Source organism: Pseudomonas sp. 2822-15, assembly GCF_002742515.1.
In the GTDB taxonomy this organism is placed as follows: Bacteria; Pseudomonadota; Gammaproteobacteria; order Pseudomonadales; family Pseudomonadaceae; genus Aquipseudomonas; species Aquipseudomonas salomonii.
In genome coordinates, this window is the sequence record NZ_LJRY01000436.1 from 12,560 (window position 1) to 27,055 (window position 14,496).

At 59.9% G+C, this 14,496-nt stretch carries 16 protein-coding genes; 11 read left to right on the forward strand and 5 right to left on the reverse strand.

The genetic code is table 11. The features are described 5' to 3' along the window. The first annotated feature begins 19 nt into the window (after nucleotides 1-19). The 10 genes from AOA59_RS31425 (at nucleotide 20) to codA (ending at nucleotide 5,894) form a co-directional block, all read left to right on the forward strand. Entirely contained in the window at nucleotides 20-271 is a 252-nt protein-coding gene (locus tag AOA59_RS31425; RefSeq protein ID WP_256593157.1) for a hypothetical protein, read from the forward strand. After that, a complete protein-coding gene (locus AOA59_RS31430; protein WP_099490109.1) occupies nucleotides 268-993 on the forward strand; it encodes a hypothetical protein in 726 nt (241 codons plus the stop codon). The genes AOA59_RS31425 and AOA59_RS31430 overlap by 4 nt, the downstream gene beginning before the upstream one ends. A 66-nt stretch (nucleotides 994-1,059) precedes the next feature. Then, on the forward strand, nucleotides 1,060-1,272 hold the full coding sequence (locus AOA59_RS31435; RefSeq protein WP_081609232.1) for an AlpA family transcriptional regulator: 213 nt from the start codon (nucleotides 1,060-1,062) through the stop codon (nucleotides 1,270-1,272). A 63-nt stretch (nucleotides 1,273-1,335) separates the two neighbouring features. Beyond that, nucleotides 1,336-1,692, forward strand: a complete 357-nt coding sequence (gene queD, locus AOA59_RS31440; RefSeq protein WP_099490110.1) for a 6-carboxytetrahydropterin synthase QueD — start codon at nucleotides 1,336-1,338, stop codon at nucleotides 1,690-1,692. 126 nt (nucleotides 1,693-1,818) lie between these two features. Further along, a complete protein-coding gene (locus AOA59_RS31445; RefSeq protein ID WP_065912339.1) occupies nucleotides 1,819-2,193 on the forward strand; it encodes a hypothetical protein in 375 nt (124 codons plus the stop codon). Further along, nucleotides 2,190-2,387: a helix-turn-helix transcriptional regulator gene (locus AOA59_RS31450; protein WP_056858770.1), complete on the forward strand. Its 198-nt coding sequence runs from the start codon at nucleotides 2,190-2,192 to the stop codon at nucleotides 2,385-2,387. The genes AOA59_RS31445 and AOA59_RS31450 overlap by 4 nt, the downstream gene beginning before the upstream one ends. Nucleotides 2,388-2,415: 28 nt before the next feature. Next, a complete protein-coding gene (locus AOA59_RS31455) occupies nucleotides 2,416-2,517 on the forward strand; it encodes an acetyltransferase (RefSeq protein WP_099490111.1) in 102 nt (33 codons plus the stop codon). 9 nt (nucleotides 2,518-2,526) lie between these two features. Further along, complete coding sequence (locus AOA59_RS31460; RefSeq protein ID WP_099490112.1) at nucleotides 2,527-3,150, forward strand: NUDIX hydrolase; 624 nt, start codon at nucleotides 2,527-2,529, stop codon at nucleotides 3,148-3,150. A 141-nt stretch (nucleotides 3,151-3,291) separates the two neighbouring features. Continuing rightward, entirely contained in the window at nucleotides 3,292-4,560 is a 1,269-nt protein-coding gene (gene codB, locus AOA59_RS31465; RefSeq protein WP_099490113.1) for a cytosine permease, read from the forward strand. Between the two features lie 98 nt (nucleotides 4,561-4,658). Beyond that, a complete protein-coding gene (gene codA / locus AOA59_RS31470; protein ID WP_099490114.1) occupies nucleotides 4,659-5,894 on the forward strand; it encodes a cytosine deaminase in 1,236 nt (411 codons plus the stop codon). An 8-nt stretch (nucleotides 5,895-5,902) separates the two neighbouring features. On the opposite strand, the gene AOA59_RS31475 is transcribed toward codA, so the two are convergent. The 5 genes from AOA59_RS31475 to AOA59_RS31495 all read right to left on the reverse strand — a co-directional run bounded on the left by AOA59_RS31475 (nucleotide 5,903) and on the right by AOA59_RS31495 (nucleotide 12,980). Next, nucleotides 5,903-8,059, reverse strand: a complete 2,157-nt coding sequence (locus tag AOA59_RS31475; RefSeq protein ID WP_099490115.1) for a lipase family protein — start codon at nucleotides 8,057-8,059, stop codon at nucleotides 5,903-5,905. 14 nt (nucleotides 8,060-8,073) lie between these two features. After that, complete coding sequence (locus AOA59_RS31480) at nucleotides 8,074-8,859, reverse strand: hypothetical protein (protein ID WP_099490116.1); 786 nt, start codon at nucleotides 8,857-8,859, stop codon at nucleotides 8,074-8,076. After that, a complete protein-coding gene (locus AOA59_RS31485) occupies nucleotides 8,852-9,676 on the reverse strand; it encodes a DUF4123 domain-containing protein (protein ID WP_099490117.1) in 825 nt (274 codons plus the stop codon). The genes AOA59_RS31480 and AOA59_RS31485 overlap by 8 nt, the downstream gene beginning before the upstream one ends. Next, nucleotides 9,676-11,691: a type VI secretion system tip protein TssI/VgrG gene (gene tssI / locus AOA59_RS31490; RefSeq protein WP_099490118.1), complete on the reverse strand. Its 2,016-nt coding sequence runs from the start codon at nucleotides 11,689-11,691 to the stop codon at nucleotides 9,676-9,678. Before tssI ends, AOA59_RS31485 begins: the two co-directional genes overlap by 1 nt. A gap of 302 nt (nucleotides 11,692-11,993) precedes the next feature. Further along, a complete protein-coding gene (locus tag AOA59_RS31495; RefSeq protein ID WP_099490119.1) occupies nucleotides 11,994-12,980 on the reverse strand; it encodes a diaminopimelate epimerase in 987 nt (328 codons plus the stop codon). 359 nt (nucleotides 12,981-13,339) lie between these two features. Between AOA59_RS31495 and AOA59_RS31500 the strand changes: the two genes are divergently transcribed. Next, nucleotides 13,340-14,491, forward strand: coding sequence for an MFS transporter (locus tag AOA59_RS31500; RefSeq protein WP_099490120.1), 1,152 nt, complete (start codon nucleotides 13,340-13,342; stop codon nucleotides 14,489-14,491). Nucleotides 14,492-14,496 lie beyond the last annotated feature (5 nt).

Consider the following 14,496-nt stretch of genomic DNA (forward strand, 5'->3'; position numbering starts at 1 on the left):
GGTGAGCGGCGGGCGAGGTATGCGCGTGAATATTTATCGACACACCTTCGCGGCCGTCTGCCCGTCCGACGGCGAAACGATCGTCTACCGCCTTGAGTTGCGGGCTACCGCCATGATTCACGTCGAACACATCAAGGCGGTGACAGCACTGATCAAAAAGGGTTGGCACGAACAGATCGCCGACCGTCTGGCTGAATCCCTCGGCGGCGATCAAACCATCATCGCCACGCACCAAGGCGTTGAGATTGAAACAGTGAGGCTCAGCGGATGATCCATTACCATGGGACGCCTGTCGGCGGTAAGCGCGAGGACGCCGCTAAGTTCCTGGCCGGCCGGCACGCACTGGTGCCGTTCCCGCGCAAGGACGATCTCGGAATTGTCGCCGACGTCTGCAAGTCGTTTGTTTTCGACAACGGCGCATTCACAGTGTGGAAAAAAGGCGGTCAGGTAGACGTTGAGGGCTACACACGCTGGGTCGAAGACTGGCATCGACACCCTGGATTCACTTGGGCGCTCATTCCGGATGTCATCGACGGCGATGAAGAGGCCAACGACGACCTTGTTCGGCAGTGGCCAGAGGAGCTTCGCGGAGTGCCTGTCTGGCACTTGCACGAGTCGCTTGAGCGGTTGCAGCGACTGGCGAGATGTTGGCGTACGGTCGCCCTGGGCAGTTCTGGGCAATGGGCTTCACCGGGCACTGGAGCATGGTGGAAGCGGATGGGCGTCGCGATGGATGCCATATGTGACGACCAAGGACGCCCGGCCTGTAGGCTTCATGGCCTGCGAATGCTAGACCCTGCGATTTTCCAGCACCTGCCCTTCGCGTCCGCCGACTCTACAAACGCCGCAGTAAACGGCGGCAGCATCAGTCGCTTCGGCATGTACGCCCCGCCGACTGCCGGCCAGCGCGCCAACGTCATCGCCGACCGCATCGAATCGCACAACAGCGCCCCGATCTGGCAGCGAGAAACCCAGGCCGAAATGGCCTTGTAATTCACCCACCTTCTGCCGCCCAGCGCGGCTCATTGACTCACGCCGCCCGCGGCACGGAGAATCAACATGGCAGCAGCAGAGAAAATTGATCGTTTCCTGCGCCTCGACGAGGTGCTTTACACCACGGGCCTGGGCCGCAATACAGTTTATCGGCGGATCAGGGAGGGCACATTCCCAAAACAGGTTAGAATAGGCCCCAATTCGGTCGCCTGGCGCCAGTCGGCAATTGCTGAATGGATGACCTCAACAACGCCCAGCAACGACCAATCAGTACATTGATCAGTACACCAGTTACTGGCAATACTCCACAAGCCACGCAACACAAGCCCTACAGGTCACACCGTGGAAATCTTCAAAGAATTTACCTTCGAGTCCGCCCACCGCCTGCCCTACGTACCGGAAGGCCACAAATGCGGGCGTCTGCACGGGCATTCGTTCAAGGTGGCGATCCACCTGAGCGGCGACCTGGATCCCCATACCGGCTGGATCCGCGATTTCTCGGAAATCAAGGCGATTTTCAAGCCGCTGTACGAGCGCCTCGACCATAACTACCTCAATGACATCCCGGGCCTGGAGAATCCGACCAGCGAAGTGCTGGCCAAGTGGATCTGGACTGAGCTCAAACCCCTGTTGCCGGAACTCAGCGCGATTCGCATCCATGAGACCTGCACCAGCGGTTGCATCTATCGCGGCGAGTAAGCGGTTGAGTGTTTAAAACCACCTGCGGGTGGTTTTTTTATGCCTGGCCGGCGCCAATGTAAAGCATGCTTGACACGACAAACCTGAACACCTAGTGTAAAGCACCCTTTACTCATGGAGAGAGTCATGTCGCCTAAACGCTTCCTCGTAGAATTTATAGCCATTGTGCTGCTGTACGTTGCCTGCGTGGTAATTTCCAGCTCATTTGTACGCTCCATGCCTGACGGCGCCGCGAAAATCGCCTTGGCATTGCTGCCGGTTATTCCGATGATCGCGATGGCAGTGTCGATCATCCGCCGGCTGAACAGCATGGATGAGTTGGGCCGCAAGATTCAGTTGGAAGCACTTGCCGTGGCATTTGTGTGCACCGCCCTCACCACCTTCAGCTACGGTTTCCTGGAAACCGCAGGCCTGCCGCGCCTGTCGGCCTTTATGGTATGGCCGATCATGGGCGGGGTCTGGTGTGTGGCCACGATCATTGGCACAAGGCGCTATCAATGAATAATCAGCTGCGCCCGTTGCGCGCCGAACTGGGTTGGTCCCAGGCCGAGCTGGCGCAGCGCCTGGGCGTATCGCGCCAGACCATCAACGCCATCGAGACCGGCCGCTACGACCCGAGTTTGCCGCTGGCGTTCAAGATCGCCAAGGTGTTCGAACGGCCCATCGAGGCGATCTTCGAAGCGCCTGTGGATTGAGCCTTTATGACAGGAGCACAATGAGGTGATGACCGAGGACCTCGCGCTGTACAGTCGCCGTGGCTATCTGCACACCCATTGCGCCGAGGAACACGGCCTGCGCCGCGTCTATATGATCAAACATCTATAGGAGCATCCCATGGAAAACCTCTGGCTGGCCCAGGCCAAACGCTTGCAGGCACTGGCGTCCACGGGGCTGCATTTTTGCACCGACGACTTTGAGCGTGAGCGCCTCGAGGAAATTGCCGAGATTGCCCACAGCATGCTTGCGCAACTGGCGGATGTGCCGCTTGCGCGCATCACCGGGCTGGTGTCGGATTTTGCCAAGCGTTATTCAACCCCGATGATTGACGTACGCGGCGCGGTGATCGAAGGCGACCGGATTCTGCTGGTGCGCGAATTGACCGACGGTTGCTGGGCGCTGCCCGGTGGTTACGCCGATATCGGCCTGTCAGCGGCGGAAAACATCGTCAAGGAGATCCGCGAGGAAGCCGGGCTGAGCGTCACGGCGCGCGCGCTGTACAGCGTCACGCACAAGGCCAAGGGCTTGTATCGCCCGGATGTGCGGGACTTCTACAAGCTGTACTTCCTGTGCGAGCGGGTCGACCAACTGGCGCCGGCGGCCGGGTTTGAAACCACTGAAGTGGGCTTTTTCACCCTCGACGACCTGCCCCCGCTGTCCCGTGGGCGCACCATCGAAAGCGATCTTGAAGCGGCGTTTGCGTTTCATCGTGGCGAGACCACCCAGACGCTGTTCGACTGATCCACTTTGTCTCACCGCTGCACTGCTTTCGTGCCTTCTTGGGCGCGCTCGACACAGCCGCCTGGCGACAAATACGTCGCGCTGCCGGTTTGGCACGCGCAGTGCAACAGCACGGCTGTCAGTCATCCAGGGAGCAAGGCCATGACGCAGCAAGAACCGGGTAACGATTACCCCCTCAGCGAAGTGCCGATGCATGCGCGCAAGGGCCTTGCGTCCACCGCCATGGTGTTGCTGGGCTTCACCTTCTTTACCGCGACCATGTTCGCCGGCGGCAAGCTAGGCGTGGCGTTCAGTTTTACCGACATGCTCGGTGTCGTGGCTTTGGGTAACCTGTTGCTGGGTATTTACGCCGCGGGCCTGGGCTATATCGCGTTCAAGAGCGGCTTGAATTCGGTCCTGATGGGGCGGTTCTGCTTCGGCGAAGTGGGCAGCAAACTCAGCGACCTGATCCTCGGCTTCACCCAGATCGGCTGGTATGCCTGGGGCACCGCCACCGCCGCCGTGGTACTGGGCAAATATTTCGAATTGAACCAAGGCACGGTGCTCGCACTGATGGTGCTGTTTGGCCTGCTGTTCTGCGCCACCGCCTATGTGGGCTATCGCGGGCTGGAGATTCTGTCTTATATCGCGGTGCCGGCCATGGGCATCCTGCTGTTGCTGTCGATGTGGGTCGCCACCGTCAAAGTCGGCGGCCTGGAGGGCTTGCTGGCCGTGGTGCCGACGGCGGAACTGGACGTGTCCACCGCCCTCACACTGGTATTCGGCACCTTTGTCAGCGGCGCCACCCAGGCGACCAACTGGACGCGTTTTTCTCGCTCGGCCAAGGTCGCGGTGCTGGCCAGCCTGATCGGCTTTTTTATCGGCAATGGCTTGATGGTATTGATCGGTGCCTATGGTGCCATCGTCTATCAGCAGCCCGATGTGGTCGAGGTATTGCTGCTGCAAGGTTTCGCCATGGCGGCGATGGCCATGTTGCTGCTCAACATCTGGAGCACCCAGGACAACACCCTCTACAATTTCGCCGTGGCCGGCTGCAACCTGCTGCGAACCCGGCGGCGCAAAACCGTGACCCTGGCCGGCGCAGTGATCGGCACGCTGCTGGCACTGTTTGGCATGTACGACCTGCTGGTGCCTTATCTGATTCTGCTGGGCACCGTGATCCCGCCGATTGGCGGGGTCATCATGGCGGACTTCTTCTACCGCTATCGCGGCCAATACCCACGCCTGGCCGATGTACGCCTGCCGGCGTACAATTGGCCGGGGCTGGCGGCGTATGCCGTGGGCACCGTGCTGGCGTTTCACTCACCGTGGGTGGCGCCATTGGTGGGGATTGTGGCCGCATCCTTGGCCTACATCGCACTCACCGCAGCCCTGCGCGTGCGCGCACCGTTGACTGACGTGCAGGCATGAACCCGACCGCTGCCATGAGAATGGTAACCTTGTGGCTGATAACCCTGATGACCTGGCGGCTGTCTGCCTGATTATCCAAAGCCAAGAGGAACTTGCCCATGCATATCATCAATGCCCGCCTGCGCAACCGTGAAGGCCTGCATGATCTGCACCTGGAACACGGCCGGATCGCCCGCATTACCGCACAAACCGTGGCCCCCACGTTAATGGCCGGTGACCTCGACGCCGCCGGCAACCTGGTGATACCGCCCTTCGTGGAGCCACATATCCATCTCGACGCGACACTGACCGCCGGTGAGCCACGCTGGAACATGAGCGGTACCCTGTTCGAGGGCATCGAGTGCTGGGGCGAGCGCAAAGCCACCATCACCCAGGAAGACACCAAGGCTCGCGCCAAGAAAACCATCCAGGCCCTGGCCGCCCATGGCATCCAGCATGTGCGCACCCACGTTGATGTCACCGACCCTGACCTCACCGCGCTCAAAGCCATGCTGGAGGTGCGTGAAGAAAGCACTCACCTGATCGACCTGCAAATCGTCGCCTTCCCGCAGGAGGGCATCGAGTCTTACCGTAATGGCCGCGAGCTGATGCAGGAGGCCATTCGCCTGGGCGCTGATGTAGTCGGTGGCATCCCGCACTTTGAATACACCCGCGACCAAGGGGTGAGTTCGGTGAAGTTCCTGATGGACCTGGCCGAACGCACCGGCTGCCTGGTGGACGTGCACTGCGACGAAACCGATGACCCGCACTCGCGCTTTCTCGAAGTGCTCGCCGAAGAAGCCCGCAGCCGCGGTATGGGCGCGCGCGTCACCGCCAGCCATACCACAGCGATGGGCTCCTATGACAATGCCTACTGCGCCAAACTGTTTCGCCTGCTGGGGCACTCGGGCATCAGCTTCGTCTCCTGCCCTACCGAAAGCATTCACCTGCAGGGGCGCTTCGACAGTTTCCCGAAACGCCGAGGCGTCACCCGCGTCAATGAACTGCTCGAGGCCGGCATGAACGTCTGCTTCGGCCAGGACTCCATCGTCGACCCCTGGTACCCGCTGGGCAACGGCAACATCCTGCGCGTGCTGGAAGCCGGTCTGCACATCTGCCACATGCTGGGTTACCGCAACCTGCAGAGCGCCCTGGACCTGGTCACCAACAACAGCGCCAAGGCCATGGCCCTGGGTGATCGTTACGGCCTGGAACCCGGTCGCCCGGCCAACCTGCTGGTCCTTTCGGCAGACAGTGACTACGAGGTGATCCGTAGCCAGGGCCTGCCGTTGTATTCGATCCGCAATGGCAAGGTGCTGATGCAACGCAGGCCGGCACAGGTGGAGTTTTTGTAAGCAACGGGTCAGACAATTGAGTCGATATCCAGTGGCTGCACGCGGCCGGCGCTGTCCTTAAGCGGCGCAGGAATACTGGCGATTTGCGCCAACCTGCGGTTTTCAGGGTGGCGCAACCAGCGCTTCACGCTGGGCTGCAAACCGGTGGAGTCGGCGTGGCTGCCATACACGTCACGCCGGTCCAGACGGCGCCAGCGCAACGACTCCAATCGACGTCGGCTGCTGCGCAAGCGGTCGACTTCAGCGTTCAGCGCCTGGTTATGCGCATGCCCATAATCGCGCTGGTTCGGTGGGCGGCGACGCTCGAGCTCGCGGTTCTTGTCGCGCAGTTGTTGCGTCATTGTGTCGAGCGCCAGGTCTATCAACTCGAACTCTCTGGCGGTGATCAAAGGCCCCTGGCTGTCGACGGTTTGCTGCCAGCGACGCAGAGTGGCCCACGCGGCTGGAATGTAACTGGCGGTCATGAAGTGCTGGCTGGCCTGGAACAGTTGTTTCAACAGGTTGGCACGCTCGGGCATATCGCCTTGCAGTTGCAGCACCCGGTTGCATCCGGCCTCGAGGATTGATTCACAACCGGGCGCCCATAACACCGAGGAGTGCGTGCCGTCCGCCAGCTTGATAGGCATGAAGTGCTGCTGTTCGCCGTGGTGCTGGTAAGGGTTGCCGCCGACACGCACAAGGCCGGCAGCGAACAGCAGGCCACCCGCCCCCGGCGCGGCAAAAAGCGTGATGGCGCCCGGCACCCAGAGTTTGGCGGTGGTATTCATCCACGTAGCAGGGACACTGGGGACCGGATCGTTGTGGTTGACGATGCGATGATGGATAAGGGCGGTGGCGCCTTCGGTGAACTCGGAGTCTGCGGCGCGGGGAGCGCCGTAGGTGTAGAGGAGGATGTTGTACTTAACGCGAGTAACTCGGCGTAACCCCTCTGCCAGGAGTAACGCGATGGCGCCGCCAAGGCTGTGGCCACAAATCACAATGCGCTGGCCGTTGTGGAATTGATCAAGGTAATGCAGAACAAAATCGCGCATCGCTCGATAGGCCAGATAAAAACCCTCATGGGCTTTGCCAACACCATCGGTAAAGGGCACTTGGTGGGCATTAGCGTCGCGTAGTGCATCGGCACCACTGGCGGTGCCTCGAACAGCGATCAGAATTACTTCGTTGTGATGACTGATAAACGCTTGGGTATCCGTACCGGACGCTTCATCATCAAAAAAATGCAGGCTGGCAGGATGTTCCTGTTTCTCTCCAAGCTCCGGCCGATTCTGTGGATACAACTCAGGATCGAAGGGCAAAATCTCAAACCGCTGGGAGTATGGAACCTCTTCATACAACGGGAAAAAACGCTGAGACTGATCACGATCAACCTTCCAGGCTTCTTGAAACCCCGAGAGTTTTTCCGCGAACAGATTGCCTGCGCTGGGATCCAGGGGAAAACTGACGTGTTCCACCGGAGGTTTTGCAGGCTGCTGGCCAAAATTGCAGTAGCTCAATGTGGACATCAACGCCAATTGATACAGGTTCAACGCACAAAACTGATCATCGGTCGACAACATCGGGCGCAGTGCCCGCAAAGGCCGTACCTCCAACACCGTGTGCAGGTTGGGGAACAACACGACGCCTGACAATGCGGGCTGCGCCGGACCGAACCCCAGCTCGGCCATCATTTTCAGCGCATGCCTTGGGGGGTGATAGGTTCTGGAGGCAAACGGCGGCAGATGGGCAATATGTCGTACCAGATCGCGCACCTCAACCTGATAAAATCGGTCGGCCTGGCGTTGTGCAGGGTTGCCCTCTATACGTTGGCCATCAGCCGCTGAAAATCGGGTGTGTTCGGCGCGGGCTTGAAGTTCGGTGATAGGTAACGGGTAAGTCTTGCGCTTTCTCAATTTGGAATACGGCTCCTCCTCGCCGGAATACTGCGAATCCAGAGAAAGAATTACCGGGCCACAGTAAAACCCTTCGAGCTTGGCATACCCCTCTCCATTCAACCTTCCTTTGTACAGACGCCCTGTATTGTCCTGGATTGTGTAGACAAGCCCGCCATAAGCCTTCCCGCTGCCCGTTTCGTCAACCAGAGAAACGCTTGCCCAATGCCCTTTCAACGGGCAAGCAGACATCTCGTTACTGAAAAAAGGTTGCTTCCATGCTGCCTGGTTCATGAATCAACTCCTTGTTAATTGCACGTTGGATAAACATCGCAGACACGTCCATCCGGCATCGTTATAGGTTTAAAGTCCGTGGTATTACTGCCACAGTATCCGGATAGATCTTCAAAATTTTTACCCCGGCACCGTCTCCACCCCCCCGGTACAGCCAGCCAAGTATCCTCAAAAGCGGGTGCCTCCTCGTCTGTAACGCTCAACGTCAGCCTTACTTTTTTCCCAGGAAGCAGCTCTCTCTGTACTACACCACCTGGGCGCGTTTGTTGCCTTTTCCCGTTCGCGTCCAACGCGTTACATTCCAAAAGTTTTCTGATCGCATGCTCGGGGCCGGCCGTCCGGAAAAACCACATGCATTGTCCAATTAACTCCTGTACACCCGACTCGGGCATCGCTGCTACGCGTTCAGACTCAATAGGATCTGCGAAAGACATTGCCGCGAAGCTCCCCCCTACATCAGTGTCAAGCTCACCCCACTTCGCATAAAGAGTGAACTCCACGCTACGCAACACCGAAGGGCACCCCTCAATGGTTTCAGTCAGCGGGAACTCATAGCTCACCCGTCCAGCCACGGGTTTGTAATCGGCAATAAAGATCTTGCGTTCAGGCCTTTTGCCTCGACGCTGCGGCAAGGTACAGAGCTCATACCTGGCGGGACGGTAGTTGGCCGCACCGATAAATCGAAATTGCGCCGGCAAATCCACCTCCAGCGTAAAACGCTCAGCCGGCGGTGTCAGCGCACAACCCGAGAGCCATCCAGCACCGAGCGTTATCAAAACGCTGCACGCCCACCTATTCATGCTTTTGCCACTCCCGTAACACCCGCTCAAAATGTTCCGCTGGTGCCTCGCCCGCTATCGGCTGCCACCGCATCGTGCTGCCTTGCGTCGCCTCCTCCAACCGGCGCACCACCAGAAACTCGAGCTGCTGGGGGCCTCGCCATTGCCAGGCACGAGCCTGCTCAAGAACCTGCGCCAGCCAAACTCTGGGGTCCTGAAACTCGACCAAGCCGGCGAGCTTTTCGCTGTGTTCAGTCAGTAGATAACGCAGGATATTGGCGTGCAGGATCACTTCGGCCTGAGGGTTGGGCGTGTTCAGCCAGGGCGCAGGCACAGGCACCGGATACTCACCGGGCGTTGGGTTCTCACCCTGACACCAACGGCCCTGGTGCCAATAGCACACACTGATCAGTGGGCCGAGAAACACTGGCCAGTGCCCGCCCTGCAAATGGGTCAAAGCACGTGCCAAGGTGCGATTATCGTGAAAGCGATACAGGGCCTGGCCTCCCTGGCGCCCTACCAGCAGACGTTCGCGCCAATGCCGAACCACACCAGCCAGATCATCGCCGGGCAGGCTGCCCAACCAGCCCCAGTTCGCTTCGGGGTGGTGCAGCAGGTCAACCAGCGCGGGTTCGTCCGCCTGCTCCACCAGCAGAATCACCGGGCCCGCCACTGCCAACTCGGCCAGGGCGGTCTCAGCGTACAGGCAGCAATACTGTGACAGGTTGCGCACCGCCAACAGCTGCTGACATGCGTCGTGGTGACCATCAAGGATCAAGCACAGTCGGCGCCCCGCCTGCTGTTGTTCAGCCATCCACCGGCCCGGCTCACTTGGCATCAGGCAGCCCTCCGCATGAGGGTGCACTGGCCTTTACGACACGCCTCGCACACCGGGCAGAAGTCCGCGCCCAACTGCCGGGCCTCGTCCAGAAGGACGCCTTGGGCCGTCGAAAGGTTCGGCGCATCCATGGCCGATAATGGGTTCGCCGACCAAGTGAGGGGTGGCAAGCCGCCAACGGTGACAGGCCGGCTGCTGAAAATGCCGCCCGCCTGGATAATCAGGTGCTCGCCCCCGGCCTTGAGGCTCAATTGTGCGCCCGCATCGATGACCAGGCTGGCGCCGGCCTTGAGGACGATCTGCTGCCCGGCCTGGATAACCATGGACTGACCGATATGCGTCTGACTGTCTCCCTGCACCTCCAGCCGATCGTTCGTGCCAAGCATGACAGTGCGGTCCCCGGTGATATGGCGCTGCTCGCCACTTTCCAAGTGAACCGTGCTTAACCCGCGGATGATTTCCCGCCGCTCTCCCGCCACCTCAAGGCGACTGTCATGGCCGACCTGCTGTTCCAGGTCCCGTTGGGCGCGCAGGTAGATGAGTTCCTCGCCGTAGCGGTCCTCGAGGTGCAGTTCGTTGGCACCCCTGCCCCCCGGAACACTGCAGCTGCGCAACACACTGCGTGTCTTGTGTTGCGGCAAAGGGTAAGCCGGCCTGTGCAACGCATTGGGCAGGCAGCCGTTGATCAACGGCTGGTCCGGGTCGCCTTCCAGAAAGGTTACCAGCACCTCCATGCCCACCCGCGGAATCAGCATGGCGCCGAAGCCATCACCCGCCCAGCCGGATGCTACCCGTACCCAGCAACTGCTGTTGTCATCCGTGGGGTCGAGGCGGTCCCAATGAAAACGTACCTTCACTCGGCCGTAGGCGTCGCAGTGCACCTCCTCGCCTGCTGGCCCCGTCACGATGGCGGTTTGGCTGCCATTGAGGCTGGGTTTCGGGTGTCGGAGGGGGGGCCGATGCACGGCGCGCCAGGGTGTTGCACTAAACCGGTTGCGGTAGCCATGGAATGTGCCCGCCACAGGCGTCGCTTCCTCCAGCACCTGCGGTTGATACCCCTCGTGATGCACCGACGTGAGCAACCACAGGTCGTTGCAGGTGGGGTCCGGGTGGTCACACAGCTCAAGAAAATGGCCGCTGCCCAGCACCGGTTGATTACTTTTGCCCACGGCACGCTGGCGGTCGCGCCGATGCCGCTCCAGGCCCCTGTGCGCCAATTGCCGACCTCGCGCATGGTCGTTGAAACCAGCCGGGTAATGGTAGTCCTCAAGGCGCTGCGTCGATGCAGGCCCGGCCTTGTCTTCCAGGCGCAGCGACGGATGCTCGAAGTCATGATCACGGCGCACCGTCAGCTGGGTACGGGTCTCCAGACGCACGCCGAACTGCCGGATAGCTCTTGTTTTGGTCAACTCGTGTGTCGAACAAAATCGCTGTGCAGCCAGGCGCCGAAACACCGTCTGGTCATCACCAAACACCAGCACGTGATTATTCGGACTATGGCGAAAGTGGTAGTGAATACCCTCCTCCTCGCACAACCGCTGGATAAAGTGCAGGTCGGTTTCCGCGTACTGAACGCAGAACGAACGGGGTGGGTAGGCCACGGGGCCCAGTTCGAAGGCATAGGCGTCCGCCAGAATGCCGTGGTGCTCAAGTACCGCCGCAATAATCTGCGGCACACTGCGTTGTTGGAAGATCCGCTGGTTGTGTCGATGGGCAAGGCACGCCAGGCGTGGTGCCAGGGTGAGACGATAGCGAGTGAGCCGAACGCCGGGCCCCTCACGGCCGATAGCATAGATGTGCCCATGCAGCCCCGCATCGGATTCGCCAAAGTCAAGGTAAGCCGGCTGGTGAAGCAGCGCCTCCAGATCCAGAGAGGAATTTTCGCTGACTAAATGCACGGTAATGAAGTAAGGCTGATCAAGGGCTTCTCGGCCTTTGAAAGCGAGTACCTGAAAGTCATTGTTTATGTCTGGAAGTATCAACTTGAAACGTGGCGCGGCAGATGTTTCAACCATCCCTAAGTTACCCGTCATCAATTATTTGACTGAAAGGCCTCCCCCCATCGGGCATTGATTGAACTGCCGGGAAAAAGCGCCTGAACCCAATAAATCTTAGCGACTTCAGGCGGAATTTGACCCTTTAAAAATAAAAAAGACGTTTCGCACAGCGTGGTCGGACGCGTCTTTTACAAAATAATAAATTCGTAGAACTCAATAACCTTCAACAACAAGAAACTTCTTACACCAACTCCAACCATACAACTAAACGATAAAGAAACGGCTGACACGTATTCAAGATATCAGCCACTTCTAATACTTTAGGCTTGCACGCATGCAGTCCCGAACAGACTGACGCTCAGCAGCGTTTCGGCCTCGCACTGTAAATGCACCGGCACTGTGCCACCCGGCATGACCACGGCCACCTCGCCGGCGTCAACCCAACCCGCGCGCCATGCCGCGCAGGCAACTGCACTGGCGCTGGTACCCGAGGACGCGGTAGGTCCTTCTCCGCGCTCAAACACCCTTGCGATGACCCGATTGCCTGAAGAATGTACGGCCCATTGCAGATTGACCCCAGCCGAACAAGGTTGGCCGCGTCCGCCTGGCGGCGCAAAGGCAATGGCCCGTAGCGGCTCAAACAGTGCGGGCTGGTGCATCGACTGATTGTCCGGCAAGGCCTGGACATGCTCGACGAGCGTCACACAATGAGGATTGCCCACGCGGACAAACTGGCTGACGGCCCATTGCGGATCGATCGCCGCCAGTGCAGCCACATGGCTGAAATCACATTGCCCCAGCGTTACTGCGTCAACACCGGCAGCGGCTACCGCTGCTGGCCCGAATTCCGGTTGCCCCAAGGCCAACCAGAAACCGGCAACCTGTTCAAAGGTCGCCGGCTGCGAATAGGTCGCCACCGGCGAGGCTGCATCGTGCTTGTCGTGATGCACGTGCAACTCACACCCCTGGGCCATCAAACCTTGATCCGTCAGCGCCTGGGAGAAAATCGTCAACCCGTTACCACTGCGTTCGGCGAGCGTGCCATCGGTATTAAGGATCAACACGTCAAACGGCGGCGCAGACTGGAACGGCCCCACCAGCAAACCATCGCAGCGGTGCGCCTTGGCATTGCCCGCACGCGGTAACGTGCCCCACTCACACTCCGACGCAATCGCTGAGGCTGTCCATTCTTTTCGAGTGCTGGCAGCCAGCTTGGCGGACTCAGGCACTGCAATGCCTCTGCTGCGCAGATAGCCGGGGCTGACCACACCGTAAATATTGCCCCGCGCGTCATAGAACAGCGTCATAGCGATGCCTTCACAAGAATATTCATCGGCGTATTTCTCCGGTTGCTCACACACTTGGCAGCAGCGTATTACAGAAAGGCTGCACAGTGGGCAGTGGACTGGAAGGTGGTAATCCAACGCAAAAAACCTGGGGTTCATCCGTTCTCACGCGGATTACGCACCTTCCAGACCACCGCCGAAGAATCCGATAGCCTCTCTGTGTGGTCGCCACCGTCGAGGACGTTCCGCTCCTGTAACAATAAACCCGCACCTGGGTGTCGGGCCCTCGCTTGAAGGGAACCCGGCTCGCTCGACAGGGCCTGATGTGCAAGGATGTCGCGCCGGACATCGTTCGTTGAACGCAAAACCAAGGATTTTTCATGACTGCCATCCCCACCCCAGCGCCCGTGGTTCCCGGGCGGTTGGAACAAATGTCGACCCGTATCGCCTTTTTCATCGCCGGCTTCGGTATCGCAGCCTGGGCGCCGCTGGTGCCTTACGCCAAGGCGCGCGCCAATCTGAATGAAGGCACGCTGGGCCTGTTGCTGTTGTGCCTGGGCGTCGGTTCGATCATCGCGATGCCGATGGCGGGTGCACTCGCCTCTCGCTTCGGCTGCCGACGGGTACTGACGGCCGGCACGATCATGATCTGCCTGGCACTGCCGATGCTCGCCACGGTCAGTTCGATCCCCTTGCTGATAGCCGGGTTATTCCTGTTTGGGGCGGGCCTGGGCACTGTGGATTCGACCGTCAACCTGCAGGCCGTCATCGTTGAACGCGCCAGCGGCAAAACCATGATGTCGGGCTTCCACGGTTTGTTCAGCCTTGGCGGCATCGTCGGCGCGGCGGGGGTTGCCGGGTTACTGGGGCTGGGCTTGTCGCCGTTGCAGGCGACCCTGGTGGTGATCGTCATCATGGCGCTTGCGTTGTTAAAGGCCGGGCCTCATCTGCTGCCCTACGGCAGCGAAAGCTCTGGCCCTGCGTTTGCCGTGCCACACGGTGTGGTGTTGTTTATTGGCTGCCTGTGTTTCATCGTGTTCCTGGCCGAAGGCGCCGTGCTGGATTGGAGCGCGGTGTTCCTCAGTGCAGAACGCGGTCTTGATGAAGCCTGCGCCGGCCTGGGATACGCGGCGTTTGCCTTGACCATGACCGCAGGACGCCTGACCGGTGATTCGATTGTCCGCCGCCTGGGCGCCACCCGCGTGATCGTCATCGGCGGCGCGCTGGCCACTGCTGGCATGTTGCTTGCCACGTTATTGCCGGCCTGGGAAACCGCGCTGCTGGGGTATGCCCTGGTGGGTGCCGGCTGCTCGAATATCGTGCCGGTGCTGTACACCGCCGTCGGTAAACAAACGGTCATGCCGGAACATATCGCCGTACCGGCCATCACCACGCTGGGGTATGCCGGTATTCTCGCCGGGCCTGCAGTTATCGGGTTTATCGCCCACGGCAGCAGCCTGAGCACGGCCTTTGTGCTGATTGCGCTGCTGCTGGCCGGGGTGGCCGTCAGCGGTAAAATTCTCAAGGTGTAAAACGC

Coding starts and splice junctions, on each gene's coding strand:
- AOA59_RS31430 (WP_099490109.1), top strand. CDS start 268: ATGATCCATTACCATGGGACGCCTGTCGGCGGTAAGCGCGAGGACGCC.
- AOA59_RS31480 (WP_099490116.1), bottom strand. CDS start 8,859: ATGAATAGGTGGGCGTGCAGCGTTTTGATAACGCTCGGTGCTGGATGG.
- AOA59_RS31425 (WP_256593157.1), top strand. CDS start 20: ATGCGCGTGAATATTTATCGACACACCTTCGCGGCCGTCTGCCCGTCC.
- AOA59_RS31460 (WP_099490112.1), top strand. CDS start 2,527: ATGGAAAACCTCTGGCTGGCCCAGGCCAAACGCTTGCAGGCACTGGCG.
- AOA59_RS31445 (WP_065912339.1), top strand. CDS start 1,819: ATGTCGCCTAAACGCTTCCTCGTAGAATTTATAGCCATTGTGCTGCTG.
- AOA59_RS31500 (WP_099490120.1), top strand. CDS start 13,340: ATGACTGCCATCCCCACCCCAGCGCCCGTGGTTCCCGGGCGGTTGGAA.
- AOA59_RS31475 (WP_099490115.1), bottom strand. CDS start 8,059: ATGAACCAGGCAGCATGGAAGCAACCTTTTTTCAGTAACGAGATGTCT.
- codA (WP_099490114.1), top strand. CDS start 4,659: ATGCATATCATCAATGCCCGCCTGCGCAACCGTGAAGGCCTGCATGAT.
- AOA59_RS31455 (WP_099490111.1), top strand. CDS start 2,416: ATGACCGAGGACCTCGCGCTGTACAGTCGCCGTGGCTATCTGCACACC.
- tssI (WP_099490118.1), bottom strand. CDS start 11,691: ATGGTTGAAACATCTGCCGCGCCACGTTTCAAGTTGATACTTCCAGAC.
- AOA59_RS31450 (WP_056858770.1), top strand. CDS start 2,190: ATGAATAATCAGCTGCGCCCGTTGCGCGCCGAACTGGGTTGGTCCCAG.
- codB (WP_099490113.1), top strand. CDS start 3,292: ATGACGCAGCAAGAACCGGGTAACGATTACCCCCTCAGCGAAGTGCCG.
- AOA59_RS31495 (WP_099490119.1), bottom strand. CDS start 12,980: ATGACGCTGTTCTATGACGCGCGGGGCAATATTTACGGTGTGGTCAGC.
- AOA59_RS31485 (WP_099490117.1), bottom strand. CDS start 9,676: ATGCCAAGTGAGCCGGGCCGGTGGATGGCTGAACAACAGCAGGCGGGG.
- AOA59_RS31435 (WP_081609232.1), top strand. CDS start 1,060: ATGGCAGCAGCAGAGAAAATTGATCGTTTCCTGCGCCTCGACGAGGTG.